Below are 18,865 nucleotides of genomic sequence, written 5' to 3' on the forward strand. Positions count from 1 at the left end.
GATTATTCAATGGTATATGTGATGGTTAAATTTTCGTTGCTAAAATTTTTAAGTAAAACCGAACCGTTAGTTGGAACCGTAAAATCAAGTGTTGAATCGGCTAAAAGAGATGGGGAAATCCATTTCTCCACATTGTTTTTAACAGTGTAAGCTTCACAGGAATTTGTTGTATTCTTGTTCTCTAAATGAAGTGAAAATGATGCATGTTCTATATTTTGCCAAATGCTTATTGCGCCTTTGGCAGGAACAGTAATCGAAGCTTGTTTAGGAGAAATATTTACCGTTTTGCAAGAAAATGCAAGAAGAATAAGAGCAGTTGACATGGAAATTTTAAATAGGTTTTTCATGATGTTTTGATTTTCTAATTTGATTGAGATTGAAACTATATGTTGATTAAATCGCCGTTACCGGTCTTCTTAGAATTAGTGTCAAATTTGGCTTTACCACTGTTTTTTATGTCACCGTTTCCGTTTAATTTGGCGGTAAGTTCCTGAGAAACATTTACGGTGACATCGCCATTGCCAGTATTTTTTATAACGGCTTTTTTGGCTGTCAGTTTTTCTGCATCAATGTCGCCATTACCACTTTTTACAACTTCTAAACTGTCTGTTGTACCACTTATTCTGGTATCTCCGTTTCCTATATTTTCTATTCTGAAGTACCGACCAATTGCATTTTTGATGTTCAGATTACTGTTGCCTCTATTTTTAATTACGGAGGCTTCGGGCATTGTGATTTTAATTTTGAAGTTAGTGTCTTCAATGTATTTCCAGTTGTTTTTGTTGTTTTTGAAACTAACGGTTAGTTCGTGTTCGGAAGCATTTTCTGAAATAGAAAAGAGACTTTCTAAATTGTCATCAATCGTGACGGTAATGCTAAAAGCTTTCCCGATTTCAATTTCGAGTTTACCATCTAAATCTTCGAAATAGACTTTGTCGAAGTTTTTAAAATCATACGATTGGGTTGTGGTTTTTCCGGAACCTTTGAGTTGGGCCATTGTCAAGAAACTGGTTAATGACATTGCGATTGCAAACAGAATTGTTTTCATAACAGGAAGTTTTAGTGATTATTACTGAGGCAAAATTGCAGCATAAAGTAGGACCAATCGCTTCAAATTATGATTTGAGACCAATTGAGTAGTAAACGGGAAGTGTTGTGAATAAAAGGACTATAGCTTTTCTATAAATTCTTTTGGCGAAAGCCCGGTGTTTTTTTTGAAAGCTCTGTTGAAAGTTGCTTTAGAATTAAAGCCACAGTCAAAAGCTATTCCGAGTAATGTAGTTTTTTTGTGTTCACCTTGTTGGAAACTGTTTTTTATGGCTTCTATTCGGTAGTTGTTGATGAAGTCGTTGAAGTTTAATCCAAAACCCTGATTGATTGTTTTAGAGATCACCGCAGCATTCGTATCCAGTTTTTCGGCTAAATCAGTTAGCGTCAATTCCGGGTTTTGATACACTTTTTGGAGTTCCATTAAAGACTCGATTTTCGCTTTCCAGGTTTCGATTTCGGGCGAGGTGTGTGCTTCAAAAATTTCATGCTCAATGTCAATTACCGCTTCTTCGGAACTGAAATTAGTAGCCAAAAGTAAAGCAGGCTTTTTATCAAAGACCGAAACTTCAAAGGGGATTTTGGTTACTATTGGATTGGCATAACCGGTTACGGCTATATAATACATGATAATAGAAAAGAACAGAAAAAACCACCAACTGCCTGTATAGGAGTTTAGTTGCGGATAAAAGACAGTGATGACATTAAAGAGAATCGGGAGCACAAGCATTATTAAAAAACTATACAGGTAGGTTTTAATCCATTTAAATAAAATACTATCAGCATAACTGACAACCTGAAGCATTAATTTTCGATACAAATTATAATAGCGAATAGAAGCTATAAAGTAGATAGCCATCGAAATCAGTCCTAAATTATGGTACCAACTTTCAAAATCTTTATCAATACCGTCTTTGTAGAAATAGTAATCTTTAAAAATATACTTGTCATAAATCCACATAAATAGCGAATACAACAAATACAAGATTCCCGGAATAAGATGAAAAAAATTGCTTTTGCTTAAACGAAAAGCAGGATTCAGAAGACTCTGGGTGTAGCAATAAATTATCGGGCCAATAAAAAGTAAGTGTTGAAAGGGCGTGTAAAACAGAAAATCCCGATAGGGCTGATTGTCATACCAACCGGCAAATCCCAGCATCCAGGGAGCAATGTATAAACTGCATAAAAAAATGAAGAGACTCAGCCAATAGTTAGACTTAACCTCTGTTTGAATGGCTTTTTTTAATAAGAGAAAACTATAAATTATTCCTTGCGAAAAAGTTATAAGTAGGAGTGAAGAATAAAATCCAAATTCAAAAAGCATATATTAAATTTGGTTAAAGATAATAAAGTTTGGTTTTCTGTCAAAGAATGGTTTTTTTCACCAACTAAAGCAGTTTCAGCTTTTGTATAGATATTGGATGGTTCTTTATTTACCTATTGTTTTTATTTTTAAATAATTCCAATAGTTTTGGAATGGGCCATAGCTTCGCTACTGTCTTTGAAATAGCAGACAGAGACTTTCAATGTTTCTAAATTCCTTAAGAGTGACATGATTTTTTCTTTTTTATGATGGCCCGTTTGTCTGATATAAACCGCTTTTACCGTTACGGGAAATATTTTACAAATAGCTTCATATAAATACGCATCCTTTTGAGAATCATCGCCAAGCAATATATATTCCAGATTGGGATAAAACTCTAAAATGTGTTTTATTTTTTCAAATTTGTGATTGTGATTGCCTCTTCCCGTTAGGAAAAAATCAGAAAGCTTGGTTTTGATATCTTTTAACAGCAGAACGGCTTTGGGCAATTGGTGAATTTCTGTAAATTTGATAATAAATCGGTACAAATTCCATTCACTGCTGGACACGTAAAAAAAAGCATTTTGCTCTTCTTTGTTTTGTATTCCGGCAAAACTCAAAGCCTGATAATGGGTAACCACATCGTCAAAAACTTTTCGTTTATGAATGTCTCGAAATAATAAAATGTATAATTTTTTGAAAGGATTTAATGAATGAGAAACTAAAAAAGTATCGTCAATATCAGAAATGATTCCAAAATTTCCTTTGTGTGGCCGAATATAAGATTCTTTGGCAGCGATAATTTTATCTTTATAAATAATATTCACCTGATAGTCAATCCAACCGTATTTTTCAAATTGGTCCAGCGGAACACAGAATTTAAAGTAGCCGTCATCCAATGTTTTGGTGTGGATTTTAATGCCATTATGCTCCAAAAAAACATCAGCATTGGCTTGCGTTTTGGTGCTAAAGAGTTCAATTATGGAACGTGCATTTTTTAAGTTTCTTTTCTGAAAATTATAATCTCGTGTTGCTGTTGGTCTGAATACATGTCCCATCACAATCAATTCCTGCTCGTTTGCATAACCACGATACAATTTTAGGATTGGTTTCATTTAACATTATAATTTTTGAAAGGAGCTGTAAATTAATTATTTTTAAGCAATTAAAGAAGTAAAGTTTGAAAAAGAATATCATAATAGTAGTGAATCCTGTTTCCGGAGCTTTTGACAAATCGGAAACAATCACTGCCACATTGCTTTTTGCTAAAAAGGAAAAGCTGCAATCAATACTTTATGAAACTTCAGGGAAGAATGATGTTGAAAATATTAAAAAGCTCTACAATCTCCATAAACCGGAACGAATTATCATTATTGGTGGTGATGGAACTATCAGAATGGTCGCCGAAGCTATCGCCAAAGAAGCTGTTGTTTTGGGAATTATTCCTGCCGGTTCGGCTAATGGTTTTGCGTTAGATTTGGATTTAAATTTGTCCTTGGAAGAAAATTTGGAAATCGCTTTTTTGCATCATTTTATCGAAATAGATGTTATTACCATAAATGAAAAGATTAGTTTACATTTAAGTGATATAGGTCTTAATGCTGAACTTATAAAGAATTATGAGCAAGGCGATATTCACGGAAAATTAGGCTACGCTTTACATACAATAAGCACATTGTTTGATTCGGGTGAGCCGTTTACCGCAAAAATTAAAGCAAAAAACACTACATATGAATATGCTGCCAGAATGATTATTATTGCGAATGCCAAAAAATATGGCACAGGAGTGGTAATCAATCCAAATGGAGTTATGAATGACGGTAAGTTTGAATTGGTAATTTTAAAAAATTTCGATTTGATTATTCTGGGGCAAATCATTTACGGAAATATGCCCTTAGATTCTGATGATGTGGAAATAATTTCTACAAACGAGGCTATAATAGAATTAGATTCTCCCGTAAGTTTTCAAATGGATGGCGAATACTGTGGAGCCGAAACTAATCTCGACATTAAAATTTTACACAAACAATTGAAAGTAGCCATTCCGTAGTTTGTAATAAGTTTTTTTAATTTTTATTTAAACGGATGCCTTTGCTGCCACACCAATGTTGGTTCTAAGCGTGGAAATATTTTATCAAAATAGGTATTTATCAATTTGTTGTTATGATAAATAAAGCCCGACATTACAACGGGTTGAGCACCAATAGAACTCTTAATTTCTAAGGCGGTTCTTCCGAAGATTATTTTCTTAAATTGCTTTTCAATACCAAATTTGTTCATGTTGTAGAGCATGTTCAGATAGAGCATTTTTTCCTTTTGAATTTGTTCATCATAACCCAAAAAATAGGTTTCCAAAGTGTTACCGTTGAGCAATAGCGTATGAAAACCAACCAATTCAGTATTTAAAAAATAACCAACCAGTATAAACCGTTCACCACATTGTTTTTTAAAGGAAGAGAAATGATTTTTAGCCAAAAAGAAAGTGTTGAAAGGCGCATTTTTGGCCACATGATGATACAACTCATAAATCCGGGGCTCTTGCGATATAATAGCATCCAAAGACAATTCCCGGGTTTCAATACCTTCAAACTTTTTGTGAGCGCGTTTGTATTGGTCACGGTATTTTTTAGAAAAGGAAGCTACATAATCATCATTTGTTTTCCATTGTGGACGCAATTCAAAAATCATATTGGGTTGCGTGTTAAACTCATACATCTCAGAAAACGATGTTCTTTTAAGTTCTCTGGCGCACTCTTGATAAAAGTCTTTAAAGGAAACAATGTGAATAGTTACATTTTGCTTTTTAAAGTAAAGCGTAATTTCATCAGCACATTTACAAAGAAGTTCGCCAATAGTTTTGGCATCAATTTCTTTATTGAAAGCATAACCGTTTTGTCCGGTTATCATATTGTTGCCAAGAAATAAAGCATGCGAACCAAAATTTCTGAAAACAAAATTCCTGGCATAGGTTTTAAGGCATTTATCTCTGTCGCCAAACGATTCTAATTTATTCAAATTAAGATATTGCGCCAGCGCTACGCCAATATGAACGTTATTTTCAAAAATACCAATGTAGAAACACTGCATGTTTGTGGGAGCCGAATCTTCTAAAACTTTTAAATAGGGTGCTTGCAAAAAAGCATTTTCATGGGCAACTTCATCCCAGGAATCGGGAAGTTGCGCAATCGAAGTATATATTGTATAGGTAGTTGTTTCCAATAAGCTAAAAAAAATCGCCCTACAAATGTAGAGCGATTGGTCTATAATTAAATGTTAAATTACTGCATCATACAGATTATTCCTCCCATAATTAAGAAACAAACCATCCAAAAGCCACCTGTGACCAGCACATATTTAAAACTTCTTCTTTCATATAATGCATTGGTTCCAATTAAAGGAAGTGCTAAAAACAACCCAGTTATAAAACCATGTAAGGCTCCGTGTTTGAACGTACGAAAAGCGGTTCCATAATCAGCCATAAAGGCATTAAAAGAAGGTAAGGCTTTTGATGGATCACCACCAACCATTCCTAAAGCGCCAAATTGATGTATGGTTAACATCTGTAAAATAAAGGCCATTAAGAAAGCATAGATAAAAGAACCGCCTAACATTTTGATCATGTTGGCACCTTTCATGTCTTCTTCTTTTAATCCGGCTTCTTTCATCCAAATGTTTCCAAAAACTTTCGGGTTGTACCAAATAAATCCAACAACCAGTGTTGACAAAGCAGCAAGTAGTAATGCTAAAAAATTGATGTTCATAATTTTAAGTTTAATTGGTTAGTATATCAAATGTAAAAAATATTTTTTAAATCAATTTTTCCCGACATGGGATTCCAATTTAATAGGAATTTTGCAAATATTTGTAAGATAAATAAATAAAAAATCAAGTCAATAATGCAGTTCATCGATTTTATTTGTTTTTAAACGACTATACTTCTAGTTTTACTTCGTCATAAACCTCAAATTATAAATGATATGAAAACAATTTTTACCTACGTAACACTACTTTTAGTTTCGGCTTCTAGTTTTGCAGAAATCTCTTCAGCCGAAAAGAATGCCTTAATTAAATTAAACAAAGCCACTAAAGGAACGCAATGGATTAACAAATGGGATTTAAAATCACCGGTAACCACTTGGTATGGTGTTGAAATCCAAAACGACAAAGTAGTTTCTGTTAAATTGGTTAATAACAACCTTAATGGTGAATTGCCAAAAGAAATAGGTGACTTAACTTCGCTACAGGTATTAAATCTTTTCAGAAATAATTTAACTGGTGTTTTACCGGAATCTATTGGGAACTTAAAAAGTTTGACTAAACTGAATGTTGCATTCAATCAAATCTCAGGTTCTTTACCAGAATCGTTAGGAAATGATACCCAATTGAAATCTATTGAAATGCACATGAACAGACTAACAGGTGTATTGCCTTTAGCAGTTGGAAATTTATCAAATTTGGAAACACTTTCGTTATTCAACAACGAAATTGAAGGACAAATTCCAATGTCATACTATCAATTGAAATCATTGAAAGTATTGTTATTAAACAGTAATAAACTTACCGGAAAATTGGATAAAGAAGTTTCAAACCTTTCTTCCTTAGAAACCTTGAGTTTGTTTGAAAATAAAATGGATGGTCAAGTACCATTTGATTTAGAGAAATTAGGAAAATTGAAAGAAATGAACATCTCTTATAATATGTTCAACGGATTGGTTTCTAAAAACTTATCTAAATTAGATACTTTAAATATGACTATGGTAAATGAGCAGGGTGTTGCTACTACTTTAAAAGTCAATATCGATAAAAACTCAGCTTTTGCTGCAGATGAATAGTAAATAAAGAGGAAGAAAATACCTGACTGCTACTGGCAGTCCTCCTCTTAATATCAAATGTTTTGTGTTTATAAAATTTTGTTAGGTTAAAAAGGTCTTGAGAAATCAAGACCTTTTTTGTATTTAGAACTAAATAAAGAAGCTATTCAGCAGCTACTAATTTAGAAGTACTTCTGTAGATATAGTCATTGTAAATGTGTCTTCTGGCAAAACGGCTTGGGGATTCAGCATTCACCATTTTGATGTAAATGGGTCTTAATACCCCAAAGTATTCAAAAGCACTTCCGTCAAGGAAAGTAACATACAGCACGCCTTTCTCGTAATAAAAATCGGCAATGTTGGTGCTTGTAGTGATTCGGGTATATTCCGCTTTGTCTTTTTCCAAAGTTTCCGGCGCAATACTTACCAGGAAATGATAAGCCGCAATTATCTCCGTGCTTTTTTCTTCTGCTGCCAAACGTTCCACAGCATCCTGAATAGTATCCGGATGGATATCCTTCATACAGTTTCTGTAAATTGTTTTTAGCTCTTTTAAGGTAGCAGTCTTAGTAACGCCAAGTAAGGCTCTGTATTCAATGATTTTTTTTGTATTCATCTTATTGGAATATAACCGTTTAGGTTTTTTAAATTTCGTGCAAAAGTAGTTCTTTACTTTAGATATATAAGCACTGATTTGAAAATTAACGATTTTTTATTTTTAGGGTGTAAAAAAGGAAGCGTTTATGATGCCTTAATCCTGTATGTCTAAATTGTCCCTCTACCGTCACTTCGAGTGTTTTTGGCGTAACCAAAAATGCACCGAGAAGCCACAAAAAAAGCTCCTCATTTCTGAGAAGCTTTTTACTTAGTAGCGGGAACAGGACTCGAACCTGTGACCTTCGGGTTATGAGCCCGACGAGCTGCCTACTGCTCTATCCCGCGCTGTTCGGGTGCAAATATACAACGAAAATCTAATAAGTCAAGTAAAAAGTTGAAAAAATTACTAAGGAGCTGAGTTGCAGCCTTTCAAAGTTATAGTACACCTAACATCAGTTGGAGTGTTTTTTTCTAATGCAATCAGTAGCCGAATATTTCTTTATAACAACGGATTGCAAGTATACAGGAAGCTAAAAAATTTCACGTAGCTTTACTAAATGAATAAGCTAACGCATACGTTTAAGCAAACAGCATGAAAGCAACCCCTTTTTACTTAGTCCTGATCCTACTGTTCTTTGCTATAGAGAGCAATGCCCAGATAGATACGATTACCGTTAAAACCGTCCCCAAAAAAGGACTGCTGAAACAAGCCATCTTACCTATCGGATTGCTAACGGCAAGCGTATTAATTAGTAACAGCACCTTTGAAAAATCATTGCAAAAGGACATTCGGAACAGTGTGGGAAACGATTTCAGTACCAATATTGACGATTTTACAGGAAGCATACCCATCATTCAGCTCTATGCTGCCGATATTCTGGGGGTAAAATCTAAAAATCACTGGTTTGACCAAAGCAAGAATTTGGGCCTGGCGATACTGGCAACGAATGTTATTACCGTTACCTTAAAAAAGAATATTCATAAAATAAGGCCTAATGGTGATACAGACGCTGAGTCTTTCCCCTCTGGACATACTTCAAACGCTTTCACAATTGCCACCGTACTTTATGAGGAATTTAAGGACACAAGTCCCATTCTTGCCTATAGTGGCTTCGCCTTTGCGACTGCTACCGGAACAATGCGAATGATGAATAACAAGCACTACCTTTCTGATGTGTTGGCAGGTGCGGGGATAGGTATTTTCGTAACCGAGGTAATCTATTCGTTTGACCCCATTATTAAATGGAATCCTTTCAGGAAGACAACTAATGTGACGTTGCTTCCGCAGTTGGGGGATAATCAGAAAGGGGTGTATCTGTGTATACGGTTTTGAGGAGGATCTTTTAAATCAATAGTTGTCATTCGAATGCGAACGTCACTTTATTTAAATAGCTATCCTGTAAAACATAACAATTTTACAATTCCACTCAGCAATCAAAATGCAGTCTTTGAGTTCTTATTAACAATCTATGCCATACTTCAGTGTTTGCAACCGAGACAGAATACCACAGACTATCCCGGAGCAAACACTTCCGCAGTCATAAATTTAACTGGTATGACATTCTTGAGTACAAGTTTTGCAGCCATTAGATTGTCGGTAAGTCTTTTTTGCTTCGGCTATGGCCGATTTGCATTTGGTAAAAACACCCAAATACTTTCTGTTTATAAAATTCGGCAGGAAGTCACACTCAGAGGTATGTACTTCATGATCGCCATTTTTTTGTGGATTGATATTAACATAGTATAAGCTCATTCTTTTGCTTTTAGATGATTATTGATTAGTATTTCCAAGTATCAGCTTGTGTTTTAGTATAAGTGAGGTAAAATTTATCAGGAGCACTGTTTATAAAAACAGTGGTGATTCCTCCTCCTTTTTGATTACAAAACGTATTTTTTTCCTGTCTGAAAGCATCCTTGTAGGCAATATTGGTTATTTCTGAAACATAGAAATCGTTTTTTACCTTGTTAGTTTTATCTCCGAGTTTATAGGTTATACTATTGTAGAAGTTTAAAGGAGATGTGTCTTCTGAGAACCCTTTAGTGCTGGTTTGTTTTGAAGTTGGGTATCGCAGTAAATCACAATCTCTGATAATGGTTTGAGTAATGTTGAATTCAGCAACACTCTTGGAGGATTTAGAAGGGATGGCTACAACTTTAGCTTCTACAATTTGGACTCCGCTTGAACTATTTGTCGCCACTGTATTAGAGGTATAGGTCGATAACGAAAGCCAGCCTAATTGTGAAATCCCTGAGGTCTTTGAAGTTTTTGTTGCCGTGTTGTTTGAGTTGGTAAAGATTCTGTTTTGATAATAATCATAGGCATTACCATTGATTACATAAAAACTTTCATCCAATTGAAGGTAGATAACTTCGTTGGTTTTGTTGTAAAACGTGAAACCGGCATTTCCATTGTTTGCCCAAAGATTATAACTTATTTTGCAATTGTTATCCTCAAAAACCATTGAGTTCCCGGATGGTTTAACGGTTTCGGATTTGGTTTTATAAACCTGATAATAGGTGCTTATTGGATTACAAGAGGTTAAAAAGCACAATAGGACGAATGGCGTAATTTTTTTCATTTTGTTTAGATTATTAGAATTAGTAACCAAACTTAAACCCAATAAAAATATAATCCTTACGGAAAACCGTAATGGCATAAAAAAACTACCCCTTGAAATTCAATTGACACTCTCTTTGTCTTATTTCCGATTATTGTCTTACAGTAGTTTGATTTTTTTCTAAAAATATTGTTTTAAAAACAAATACATATTCTAAAGTTTTCTCCTCCATCTTTAATGGCAACACTACTCTTACAGTTTTACCAAGTAATTCTGGTTTGTATTCTACTTTTTTTGAAAACATTCCAGCTGACATTGTTGGAATTAATGGTGAAGATACCCAGCCTCCATATTGTCCCGAAACAAAACGAGTATAACTTGTTGGTGAAATTAAATCAGAAAGAGTTGAATTCTTATAAATTGATGATGGAGTTTGAGAATTTTCTCTGTCAATATATTTTATTCCTTTATGAAATATACGTTCAGTCACGTTTTCAATTGAAATATATGCAGCTTCATCCCATATCAATTTTATGGTTTTCTCAGATTTATTAGTTAGGTCAAAACCTATTTGAGAAACAGCATATTGCCAATTTATTTTAATAATAGCATCTTCATAGGTAGAAGAAAGTGAATCTACTGTTCCATGTTGAATATCTTTTGGGGATTCAGCAGAAATAAGTTGAATTGAGTAGTTTCCTTCTCTCTTGTCTTTTTTTTGAGCGAAGGAAAAAGTCGCAGTTGTAAGTAATACAAATAAAAATAGTTTATGCTTCATAATTTGTTTGTTATAGGTTTAGAATTCAAAAGTTACGCTGGCTATCTTTGTCGGTTAATAAATTCATTTGCAAATCTTTGTCCTATAATTCGCTGACCGCTTGAATTAAAATGAATCCGATCACCTTTATCGAGCAAGTCAACTGTTTTAATCAAATAGGCATAAGTGTCAGTATTGATGTAAGTCCTTATTTTTTTGTTTATTCCATTCCAATTTTCTTCTGTTTGTGAATAGGAGCCTAATTCCCCAATAAAAATCGGTAAGTTTTTAATGCCGATTTGATTTCTAAATAGGATGAATAAATTTCCCAATTGTTTATCATATATTTCAATGGTCTCTTTTTTTAGTGCGTCATTTTCTCCTTGATGCCAAAGTATTCCTTTTATTGTTCCATACTTCTTTCCGATTTCTACTTTTTCACTGAAATTAGAAAACAAAGTGACATTCTTGCAAATGGAATCATTAATCCATTGGCTTATAGAGCTAGCCCCAACTGCCGTTGGAATTAGTAGGATAGAAATACTATCAGGAATATGTTTTAGTAACTCTTTTCCAAATGAAAGCCCACAGTCCAATCCTGTCATTTCAGGTTCATATAAGTGAAGTGGCTCTTTGGCTAGTATTAAATTTCCGTTTTTGTTAATTGTCAGAATTCTGGAATCAGGTATGGTGTCCATTGGTTCAACTTTTCCCCGTCCTGCCATATTTGATTGTCCTGCAAGAATAAAAACCCAAATCTTTTCTTTGTCGGGAATTTTATTAGTGGGTAGTTTAGTCTTTGGAAAGAATTCGGTTCTGTTATCTTTCTCTTTTGCCCCACACCCAATTAAAAAGAAAATAAATAATGCTGTACTGTATATACTATTTTTCATCGTATTGTCTTTTTAGCTTGCCCATAACTATAGGATTGTGATAATTATAAAAATGAAACTATTACTGCGTATCCCCGGTTTCTCCATTTCTTTTAGCCTTACTTTATAATTATCACATTTATTGCTGGTAGGGTTGGACTGCCAGGTAAGCTTTAATTCATGTACACCTTGAGGCTGGCTTATTTTTGAAATGTTTAAATTGTAAGAATGTCCAAAAGTAAATTCGTCCAAAAAAACTACCCCTTGAAATTCAATTCACACTCCCGTTCATAACGGTACTTTCTATTTTGGGAATCATAAGTTATTGGAGCATTGAGTTCCATTTTCATGTAAGTGATATAATTATACACCGTGCGTACAGAAACCCCTAATCTGTCAGACAGATCTTCTGAATTTCCGGCACGTTTGGCGCTGATGAGCTCGTGAATTTTTATAATTACTCTTATATCCAAAACGGTACAATTTTAAACATTAGGTCTGCAATCAAGATGCAGTACTACCATTTTGTAAACTTATATTGATACTAGGAGCATTCCTTACGGTTTACCGTAAGGGGAATTATAAACTTAAAAAATAGTGATTATGCTATGCCCAGGTCTTTGGCAATAGCGATTAGGTGTACGGTATTGTTAGCGCTGAAATGGTCTTTGAGCTTACTGATATGCTTTTCGATGGTCGATTTGCTATTGGGCAGTATGCCAAGCTCTTTAAATCTTGCTTCTAAATCATCCTGAGTGATGCCAACAGCCAATTGCTGAATTATTTTAACATCATAGTCATCTATCTCACGGGTAGCGCTGGCTCTCATGAGATGCTCCAAGCTTGGAGAAAGATAAATAGCATCTTCTTCATATACTTTTTTAATCGCACTTTTCAGTTGATTGATACTGTCTCTGCCCTTGAGGACATAACCATTAATATGACTTTTTTCGAAAAGTGCTTTTATCTTGAATCTTTTGTTTTCAACGGAATAAACGATGATTTTAATATCGGGTTGGAGTATTCTTATTTGCTGTATGGCTTCTTCACCCGATTTGAGTTTTACTTCGCGATGATCAGCTTCAAAAGACAAATCAGAAATAAAAAGGTCATAAGGCGTTTGGTCAGCAGTTGCCTTTCTTATTTTTAACAGGGCATCATCGCAGTATTTGACATGGTCAATTTGGGTTACCCCCAATTCATGTAAGGTCTGTATAACTGCAATATTGATGCTGTCTATATCTTCGGCTAATAAAACTCTTTTAAACATATCTTACTTTGGTATTTGTAGGGTCACCCGGAAGCCTTTACTAACTTCTTTGTCAAAAGTAAAGGTTCCTTTTAGTGCCTCAATACGGTTTTCCGCATTTTGAAGTCCTTTTTTTGAAAACTTAGCCGTGTCAATTCCCTTGCCGTTATCAGCGTACTTTATCTCCAGAAGTTTTGCCCTGTCTTCAAAATTCAGCATTACTAAATTGGCTTCACTATATTTCTTCATATTCACCAATAGTTCCTGCAGGACCCTGTAAATAGCAATTTTAGTTTCCGTATTGATTTTGCTCCAATCGATAGCGGATATGTTTTTTAAGATAATAGTAACGTCATTGCTGTTGAAACTGTTTATTAAATCCAACAGAAAGTTGCTGTAGCGTTCATCGGTATAGATTTCGGCGTTGGTTTGTGAAATATCCCGGGCTTTACTATAAATATTCTCCAGGTTATCCAGTAAGGCTTCCCTGTTTTCTGTTTTTTGGAGGTTTTGAGTTTCAGCAAAAGCCATAGTCTGATACACATCATTGGCTAGTTCATCGTGTATTTTTTTGGCTATCCTGTTTTCGGTTTCATACACGGATGCTACCAGTTTCTTTCTGTTTCTCTTTCTGATAAAATAAAGCAGGAGAAAGGAAGAGAGTAAAATTAGTACCGCTAACAGCACAGCAAGCTGCATATTCACCTTGTATTTTTGTTCGTTTTCAATCGCTTTTTTGGAATCGTATTTGATTTTGGCAAACTGATTTTTGGCCGAATTTCGACTTAGTGTCAAACTATCATTTAGGCTAATAAAGGCAGCTGTGTATTGTTTCGCAGCTATTGGCTCACTATTTTCAATTAACAATCGCAACGCTTCCAGTTGGTCATCAGGACTGTTTACTTTCTTAGAAGCCAGAAGGGCAGTAACCGCATACTGTTTAGCCTTGGGCTTATCAACACCCATGAAAAATGCGGACAGGTGGATATTAGACGGAATACTACCAATTACATCTTGTAAACTGTCTCTTATTTGCAAAGATTTGTAAAGATTAGAATAGGCAGCGGCGTTATTCAATTTAAACTGAGAATACCCTATATTATCCAGGACTCTGGCAATTTGGGGTGGATTAGCTTTCAGGGGTCGATTTTTTAAAAGCGGACTGAGTAGTTGAATGGCTTTATCATGGTTGCCTTTTTCCTGATAAATTAATCCAATATTGCTTTGCGCTATTGCTTTTGACAAGGGGTCATTAAAACTGGCATAGGCCATTTTATAATAACGCAGGGCATCATCAAATTTTTTCTGTTTGTCATAGGCTATGGCCAACATATTATATAAATAGGGTCTGTAAAGAGTCCCTTCATAAGTGCTGAGTGCTTCTGTTATTGTTTCCTCACTTCCATAAAAATCACCAATATGTTGCTGGACAGTCGCTGTTTGAAGTAATACATAAGCACCATTTTCCCCTTTTTTATCGGCACAGTTTTCATAGGCAAGTTGGTAATAAAAATAGGCACTATCCAACTGTGTTTTTTCATAAAAAGAGGCATCCCCTTTGTCTCTCAGTACTACATATTTCCTTTCTTTTTCGTTTATAAGATTAGTACAGGAACTGGTAAAGAATAGTAAGCTAAACAATAAAATCAGGGAATGTACAATGTTGCGTATCATTCCCCGAAGTTATTAAATTAATTGTAGACTCAAACAGAATCTTGTAATTACACTATTTACCCAGCTGTTCCGGTTCCGGATTCTCCACTGCAGACTGTAAAAAAAGCTCCTCAGCCATGAGGAGTTTTTTTGTAAGGTAAGGTTGCTAAACCTGACAGGTTTGAACATTAAAAAAAGGCCACCCTCCCGGACGACCTCTTCCCAAATAGTAACTTTAAATCTTTAAATCATGTACGGCAAACGAATTCCAAATTCCATGCCACATTTTCTGAATTGAAATGAATCGTTGCCAATACGGCGGCAACAAACTTCAAATGCCTACTGTTTTAATCATGATACTTTATTAAACCTGACAGGTTTTAGAAACCTGTCAGGTTTAAAAAAACGGCCCTCTAAAACAGCCTCGTCAAAAAAACCAATAAACATCAACATCAAATCTTTCTAAAAGTAACTTCTAATCATAAATAACGGTTTATTTTAATAAAGGGATAATAGCAGGGGGGTCGAAGCCGAAGTAGTCGCAGAAGTCGTCTACTGTAATGGGCTGGTGTTTGGGTTTAGCGCTGTTCGCTCTGATTTTTTTGATGATTTCGCGGGCTTGCCGCTCGCTTTTGCCTGTGATTTGTTGGATGTCTTTGGCGTAAATGCAAATTCTGTTCATACTGCTGTTTTTTAAACTTACGGATTACTGTTTTGATTTCTACTTACTACAGTTCGCCGCACTCCAGCAACTGTTAGGGCACTACGTGGGGGTTGGGACCTGACCCACACTTACACCGCACTTCAAGGAAACGTTAAAGATTGTGTAAACAGTTGGCACTTTTGCAACTTTTATGCCTAACGTGGTATTTTCCTTAGGATTATCGTTTTTTTAAGCCAATCTTAATTTAAGTAACCAAAACTGACGTTTTTGTGCAAAAAGTGACGAAAAGTGACGAAAAGTGACGTTTTTATACCAAAACCTGCAAAAAGTGACGATTTCCTGCAAAAACCTGCAAAAAGTAACATTCTGAACCTCAAGGGTGTACAACCGATTATTTTCCTCTTTTACTTTGTGGCACTATTAATTTTTAAATATATTAATCATGGCTATCAAGTATTATTTACAGCCCAATCCGATTACACCGGATCCCAATGACCAATCGGCACGTGTTATTAGTAACAAAGTGCACGACACCGACAGCATTACTAAGGAAATGCTGAAACGCGGTAGCACAATTACCGAAGCTGACATCCGTGCAGTGCTTAACGTATTCTTTATGGTCGTTACCGATGAAGTTGCCGATGGCAACAGTGTGAACCTGCCCCTGGTGAATATCCGCGCCGGGGTAACAGGAGTTTTCACTAGTATTACCGACAGTTTTGATGCGTCACGACACATCAAAAAAGCAAACCTGTCCGCAGGGACCGAACTCATCCGCAAGATGAACGAGGCACGGGTAGAAAAAATCACTGTGCCAACCGCTGCACCGGCATTGATTGCCTTCACCGATGTTACTTCGCAAACCACCAACAGCATCCTAACACCTGGTGGTATCGGACAAATAGTGGGTGAGGAATTGAAATTCAATCCTGCTAATGTTACCGAAGGGATTTTCTTTATTGCGTCAGACGGGACGGTTACTCCCGCAACGATTATTGCGAGTCGTACTGAAGGTAAAATTGTTTTCAGTGTACCTGCGTTGCCTGCCGGAAACTATACACTCGAAGTGCGTAAAGGCTATGGTTCGACCAACATTGTTGTCCGCTCCGGTGCCTTGCAGGACACGCTTATTGTGAATTAGATTCCCTTTTTTGCACTCCATTTTAGGGATAAGCCCGAAAATAAATTTTCGGGCTTTTTTTGTTTCCAATACGGTCGACAAAATGTTCAAGCACTTGGAAAACAAATTGTCGAAGCACTTGGAAAACAAAATGTTCAAGTACTTAGAAAACAAATTGTCGAAGCACTTAGAAAACAAAATGTTCAAGCCACGTCGAGAAGTTGTCGAGGCTGCGTCGAGAAGTTGTCCAAGCCACGTCGAGAAGTTGTCGAAGCTGCATGGAGAAAATGTTGAGGTTTTGTTATCGGTTGACGGTTGACGGTTCTCTGTTCTCTGTAGTCTGTTTTCGGTTCTAGGTTGTAGGGTTCGTCACTTCGAGTGATTTTTAAAAGTGAGAACGCAGTTCTTAATTTTAAAAATAATATCGAGAAGCATTGTGCGCACAACGGTTCTCGATACATTTTTGGTAAGGACAATTTTTTTCTTTTTCAAAATGAAGAACCAAAAACACTCGAACTGACGTATACGGAAATCTCGTTCTTTATACGGACCGTCACTTCGAGTGATTTTTAAAGTTGAAAACGTTAGTTTTTTACTTTGAAAATAATATCGAGAAACTTAGTGCGCACAACGGTTCTCGATACATTTTTGGTAAGGACAATTTTTTTCTTTTTCAAAATGAAGAACCAAAAACACTCGAACTGACGACTGTATAGATGATGACGTATAAATAACCTCTCTCTAACGCGAACCGTCACTTCGAGTGATTTTTAAAGTGGAAAACGTTAGTTTTTTACTTTGAAAATAATATCGAGAAGCTTAGTGCGCACAACTGTTCTCGATAAATTTTTGGTAAGGACGATTTTTTTTTTCAAAATGAAGAACCAAAAACACTCGAACTGACGTATACGGGAATCTCGTTATTTATACAGACCGTCACTTCGAGTGATTTTTAAAGTGGAAAACGTTAGTTTTTTACTTTGAAAATAATATCGAGAAGCTTAGTGCGCACAACGGTTCTCGATACATTTTTGGTAAGGACGATTTTTTTCTTTTTCAAAATGAAGAACCAAAAACACTCGAACTGACGACTGTATAGATGACGACGAATAAATAACCTCTCTCTAACGCGAACCGTCACTTCGAGTGATTTTTAAAGTGGAAAACGTTAGTTTTTTACTTTGAAAATAGTATCGAGAAGCTTAGTGCGCACAATAGTTTATCGACATACTCTAAAGCGAACTAAAGTTCTTGTACCTGAAGCCCACTGGGCTTCCTCCTCTTAATATCAAAGGTTCTCGATAAATTTTTGGTTAGGACGATTTTTTTCTTTTTCAAAGTACAGAACCAAAAACACTCGAACTGACGACTGTCTTAAGACGTCACTTCAAGTGATTTTTGAAGAATGCAATGCAGTAAATACAGTAGTAACTTTTAAAAACTATTATTATGAAACTATTACAATTAGGCAGCCGAAGCGCTGCCGTAAAAAAATGGCACTACTTCCTCATAGGACAAGGATTGTATCACGGTAGTGCTCATGGGATTTTTGATTGGGCTACGCATACCGCCACTATCGCATTTCAAAAAAAGCAGGGTTTGGTACCCGATGGTGTTGTGGGAAACCTAACTGTTGCTGCGGCTATGTTGTTAGGCTTTGGGGTTGTTGTGGATGTGCGCAACGACACAAGCGGAGCGAATTACCCTTCGAAACCCGATTTTCCTCCCTTGGTGACGAATGCCGAACGGGAAGCGCTTTTTGGCAAAATAGCCTTTAAAGCTACCCCATTGCCCAACAACCCGGAACATTTTGACATCACAAATCGTTGGGACCGGGATAACCTTGTTACAGTAACGGTGCCGCAATTGATCCCCTTAAAAGGGAGTGCTACGGTTTATTTTCATAAAAAAGGAGCCAAACAACTAAAACAACTTTGGAGCGATTGGCAAAAAGCGGGTTTGCTCCCTCTGGTACTGACTTGGGATGGTGGGTATAACCCTAGGTTTGTGCGAGGTAGCCAAACTGTTTTGAGTAACCATGCCTTTGGAACCGCCTTCGACATCAATTTTGCCTGGAATAAACTAGGGACTGTTCCTGCGCTTATGGGCCAAAAAGGAAGCGTTCGCCAATTGGTTGCCATTGCCCATAAAAACGGCTTTTATTGGGGCGGTCATTTTACCCGAAAAGATGGGATGCATTTTGAATTAGCGAAAATTATAAAACTTTAAAAAAT

At 35.9% G+C, this 18,865-nt stretch carries 20 protein-coding genes and 1 tRNA gene; 5 read left to right on the forward strand and 16 right to left on the reverse strand.

Annotated elements, in window-relative coordinates:
• Window positions 1-2 precede the first annotated feature (2 nt).
• The 4 genes from QWY90_RS02935 to QWY90_RS02950 all read right to left on the reverse strand — a co-directional run bounded on the left by QWY90_RS02935 (window position 3) and on the right by QWY90_RS02950 (window position 3,465).
• Complete coding sequence (locus QWY90_RS02935; RefSeq protein WP_290284346.1) at window positions 3-347, reverse strand: hypothetical protein; 345 nt, start codon at window positions 345-347, stop codon at window positions 3-5.
• A gap of 35 nt (window positions 348-382) precedes the next feature.
• A complete protein-coding gene (locus QWY90_RS02940; protein WP_290284349.1) occupies window positions 383-1,048 on the reverse strand; it encodes a GIN domain-containing protein in 666 nt (221 codons plus the stop codon).
• 120 nt (window positions 1,049-1,168) lie between these two features.
• The gene (locus QWY90_RS02945) at window positions 1,169-2,206 is read right to left on the reverse strand and encodes a helix-turn-helix domain-containing protein (protein WP_290284350.1); all 1,038 of its coding nucleotides are present in this window, start codon (window positions 2,204-2,206) and stop codon (window positions 1,169-1,171) included.
• Between the two features lie 293 nt (window positions 2,207-2,499).
• Window positions 2,500-3,465, reverse strand: coding sequence for an App1 family protein phosphatidate phosphatase (locus QWY90_RS02950; protein ID WP_290284351.1), 966 nt, complete (start codon window positions 3,463-3,465; stop codon window positions 2,500-2,502).
• A gap of 65 nt (window positions 3,466-3,530) precedes the next feature.
• On the opposite strand from QWY90_RS02950, the gene QWY90_RS02955 reads away from it, so the two are divergent.
• Window positions 3,531-4,400 (forward strand): diacylglycerol/lipid kinase family protein, encoded by an 870-nt coding sequence (locus QWY90_RS02955; RefSeq protein ID WP_290284352.1) that lies wholly within the window; start codon window positions 3,531-3,533, stop codon window positions 4,398-4,400.
• Between the two features lie 23 nt (window positions 4,401-4,423).
• On the opposite strand, the gene QWY90_RS02960 is transcribed toward QWY90_RS02955, so the two are convergent.
• Entirely contained in the window at window positions 4,424-5,569 is a 1,146-nt protein-coding gene (locus QWY90_RS02960) for an 8-amino-7-oxononanoate synthase (protein ID WP_290284353.1), read from the reverse strand.
• A gap of 59 nt (window positions 5,570-5,628) precedes the next feature.
• Window positions 5,629-6,111 carry a DUF1761 domain-containing protein gene (locus QWY90_RS02965; protein WP_290284354.1) on the reverse strand — a complete coding sequence of 161 codons (483 nt, stop codon included), beginning with the start codon at window positions 6,109-6,111 and terminating at the stop codon, window positions 5,629-5,631.
• A gap of 216 nt (window positions 6,112-6,327) precedes the next feature.
• Here QWY90_RS02965 and QWY90_RS02970 point away from each other — a divergent pair, with 216 nt between their 5' ends.
• Window positions 6,328-7,182, forward strand: a complete 855-nt coding sequence (locus QWY90_RS02970; RefSeq protein WP_290284355.1) for a leucine-rich repeat domain-containing protein — start codon at window positions 6,328-6,330, stop codon at window positions 7,180-7,182.
• A 142-nt stretch (window positions 7,183-7,324) separates the two neighbouring features.
• Here QWY90_RS02970 and QWY90_RS02975 read toward each other — a convergent pair whose 3' ends face one another.
• Window positions 7,325-7,777: a KTSC domain-containing protein gene (locus QWY90_RS02975; RefSeq protein ID WP_290284356.1), complete on the reverse strand. Its 453-nt coding sequence runs from the start codon at window positions 7,775-7,777 to the stop codon at window positions 7,325-7,327.
• Window positions 7,778-8,030: 253 nt separating this feature from the next.
• A tRNA-Met gene (locus QWY90_RS02980) sits at window positions 8,031-8,103 on the reverse strand.
• A 247-nt stretch (window positions 8,104-8,350) separates the two neighbouring features.
• Here QWY90_RS02980 and QWY90_RS02985 point away from each other — a divergent pair.
• Window positions 8,351-9,091 (forward strand): phosphatase PAP2 family protein, encoded by a 741-nt coding sequence (locus tag QWY90_RS02985; protein ID WP_290284357.1) that lies wholly within the window; start codon window positions 8,351-8,353, stop codon window positions 9,089-9,091.
• A 213-nt stretch (window positions 9,092-9,304) separates the two neighbouring features.
• Here the strand turns inward: QWY90_RS02985 and QWY90_RS02990 are convergent, their stop codons facing one another.
• The 8 genes from QWY90_RS02990 to QWY90_RS03020 form a co-directional block, all read right to left on the reverse strand.
• A complete protein-coding gene (locus tag QWY90_RS02990; protein WP_290284358.1) occupies window positions 9,305-9,511 on the reverse strand; it encodes a hypothetical protein in 207 nt (68 codons plus the stop codon).
• A 25-nt stretch (window positions 9,512-9,536) separates the two neighbouring features.
• Window positions 9,537-10,337, reverse strand: a complete 801-nt coding sequence (locus QWY90_RS02995; protein WP_290284359.1) for a hypothetical protein — start codon at window positions 10,335-10,337, stop codon at window positions 9,537-9,539.
• 130 nt (window positions 10,338-10,467) lie between these two features.
• Window positions 10,468-11,094, reverse strand: coding sequence for a hypothetical protein (locus QWY90_RS03000; RefSeq protein ID WP_290284360.1), 627 nt, complete (start codon window positions 11,092-11,094; stop codon window positions 10,468-10,470).
• A gap of 41 nt (window positions 11,095-11,135) precedes the next feature.
• Window positions 11,136-11,966, reverse strand: coding sequence for a sialate O-acetylesterase (locus QWY90_RS03005; RefSeq protein ID WP_290284361.1), 831 nt, complete (start codon window positions 11,964-11,966; stop codon window positions 11,136-11,138).
• Window positions 11,967-12,202: 236 nt separating this feature from the next.
• Complete coding sequence (locus tag QWY90_RS16245; RefSeq protein WP_369281096.1) at window positions 12,203-12,418, reverse strand: HTH domain-containing protein; 216 nt, start codon at window positions 12,416-12,418, stop codon at window positions 12,203-12,205.
• 128 nt (window positions 12,419-12,546) lie between these two features.
• Window positions 12,547-13,215 (reverse strand): response regulator, encoded by a 669-nt coding sequence (locus QWY90_RS03010; RefSeq protein WP_290284362.1) that lies wholly within the window; start codon window positions 13,213-13,215, stop codon window positions 12,547-12,549.
• A gap of 3 nt (window positions 13,216-13,218) precedes the next feature.
• Entirely contained in the window at window positions 13,219-14,868 is a 1,650-nt protein-coding gene (locus QWY90_RS03015) for a hypothetical protein (protein WP_290284363.1), read from the reverse strand.
• 472 nt (window positions 14,869-15,340) lie between these two features.
• The gene (locus QWY90_RS03020) at window positions 15,341-15,529 is read right to left on the reverse strand and encodes a hypothetical protein (protein WP_290284364.1); all 189 of its coding nucleotides are present in this window, start codon (window positions 15,527-15,529) and stop codon (window positions 15,341-15,343) included.
• Between the two features lie 424 nt (window positions 15,530-15,953).
• On the opposite strand from QWY90_RS03020, the gene QWY90_RS03025 reads away from it, so the two are divergent.
• On the forward strand, window positions 15,954-16,652 hold the full coding sequence (locus QWY90_RS03025; RefSeq protein WP_290284365.1) for an HU family DNA-binding protein: 699 nt from the start codon (window positions 15,954-15,956) through the stop codon (window positions 16,650-16,652).
• A gap of 1,428 nt (window positions 16,653-18,080) precedes the next feature.
• Entirely contained in the window at window positions 18,081-18,860 is a 780-nt protein-coding gene (locus QWY90_RS03030) for a M15 family metallopeptidase (RefSeq protein WP_290284366.1), read from the forward strand.
• Window positions 18,861-18,865 lie beyond the last annotated feature (5 nt).

The sequence above is a fragment of the Flavobacterium paronense genome, assembly GCF_030409795.1.
In the GTDB taxonomy this organism is placed as follows: domain Bacteria; phylum Bacteroidota; class Bacteroidia; order Flavobacteriales; family Flavobacteriaceae; genus Flavobacterium; species Flavobacterium paronense.

What these genes read in the sequence shown, in the direction of transcription:
- QWY90_RS02940 (WP_290284349.1), bottom strand. Translation starts at nt 1,048, where the DNA reads ATGAAAACAATTCTGTTTGCAATCGCAATGTCATTAACCAGTTTCTTG.
- QWY90_RS03005 (WP_290284361.1), bottom strand. Translation starts at nt 11,966, where the DNA reads ATGAAAAATAGTATATACAGTACAGCATTATTTATTTTCTTTTTAATT.
- QWY90_RS02935 (WP_290284346.1), bottom strand. Translation starts at nt 347, where the DNA reads ATGAAAAACCTATTTAAAATTTCCATGTCAACTGCTCTTATTCTTCTT.
- QWY90_RS02945 (WP_290284350.1), bottom strand. Translation starts at nt 2,206, where the DNA reads ATGCTGGGATTTGCCGGTTGGTATGACAATCAGCCCTATCGGGATTTT.
- QWY90_RS02950 (WP_290284351.1), bottom strand. Translation starts at nt 3,465, where the DNA reads ATGAAACCAATCCTAAAATTGTATCGTGGTTATGCAAACGAGCAGGAA.
- QWY90_RS03030 (WP_290284366.1), top strand. Translation starts at nt 18,081, where the DNA reads ATGAAACTATTACAATTAGGCAGCCGAAGCGCTGCCGTAAAAAAATGG.
- QWY90_RS03010 (WP_290284362.1), bottom strand. Translation starts at nt 13,215, where the DNA reads ATGTTTAAAAGAGTTTTATTAGCCGAAGATATAGACAGCATCAATATT.
- QWY90_RS03000 (WP_290284360.1), bottom strand. Translation starts at nt 11,094, where the DNA reads ATGAAGCATAAACTATTTTTATTTGTATTACTTACAACTGCGACTTTT.
- QWY90_RS02995 (WP_290284359.1), bottom strand. Translation starts at nt 10,337, where the DNA reads ATGAAAAAAATTACGCCATTCGTCCTATTGTGCTTTTTAACCTCTTGT.
- QWY90_RS02975 (WP_290284356.1), bottom strand. Translation starts at nt 7,777, where the DNA reads ATGAATACAAAAAAAATCATTGAATACAGAGCCTTACTTGGCGTTACT.
- QWY90_RS02965 (WP_290284354.1), bottom strand. Translation starts at nt 6,111, where the DNA reads ATGAACATCAATTTTTTAGCATTACTACTTGCTGCTTTGTCAACACTG.
- QWY90_RS02985 (WP_290284357.1), top strand. Translation starts at nt 8,351, where the DNA reads ATGAAAGCAACCCCTTTTTACTTAGTCCTGATCCTACTGTTCTTTGCT.
- QWY90_RS02990 (WP_290284358.1), bottom strand. Translation starts at nt 9,511, where the DNA reads ATGAGCTTATACTATGTTAATATCAATCCACAAAAAAATGGCGATCAT.
- QWY90_RS02970 (WP_290284355.1), top strand. Translation starts at nt 6,328, where the DNA reads ATGAAAACAATTTTTACCTACGTAACACTACTTTTAGTTTCGGCTTCT.
- QWY90_RS03020 (WP_290284364.1), bottom strand. Translation starts at nt 15,529, where the DNA reads ATGAACAGAATTTGCATTTACGCCAAAGACATCCAACAAATCACAGGC.
- QWY90_RS03015 (WP_290284363.1), bottom strand. Translation starts at nt 14,868, where the DNA reads ATGATACGCAACATTGTACATTCCCTGATTTTATTGTTTAGCTTACTA.
- QWY90_RS03025 (WP_290284365.1), top strand. Translation starts at nt 15,954, where the DNA reads ATGGCTATCAAGTATTATTTACAGCCCAATCCGATTACACCGGATCCC.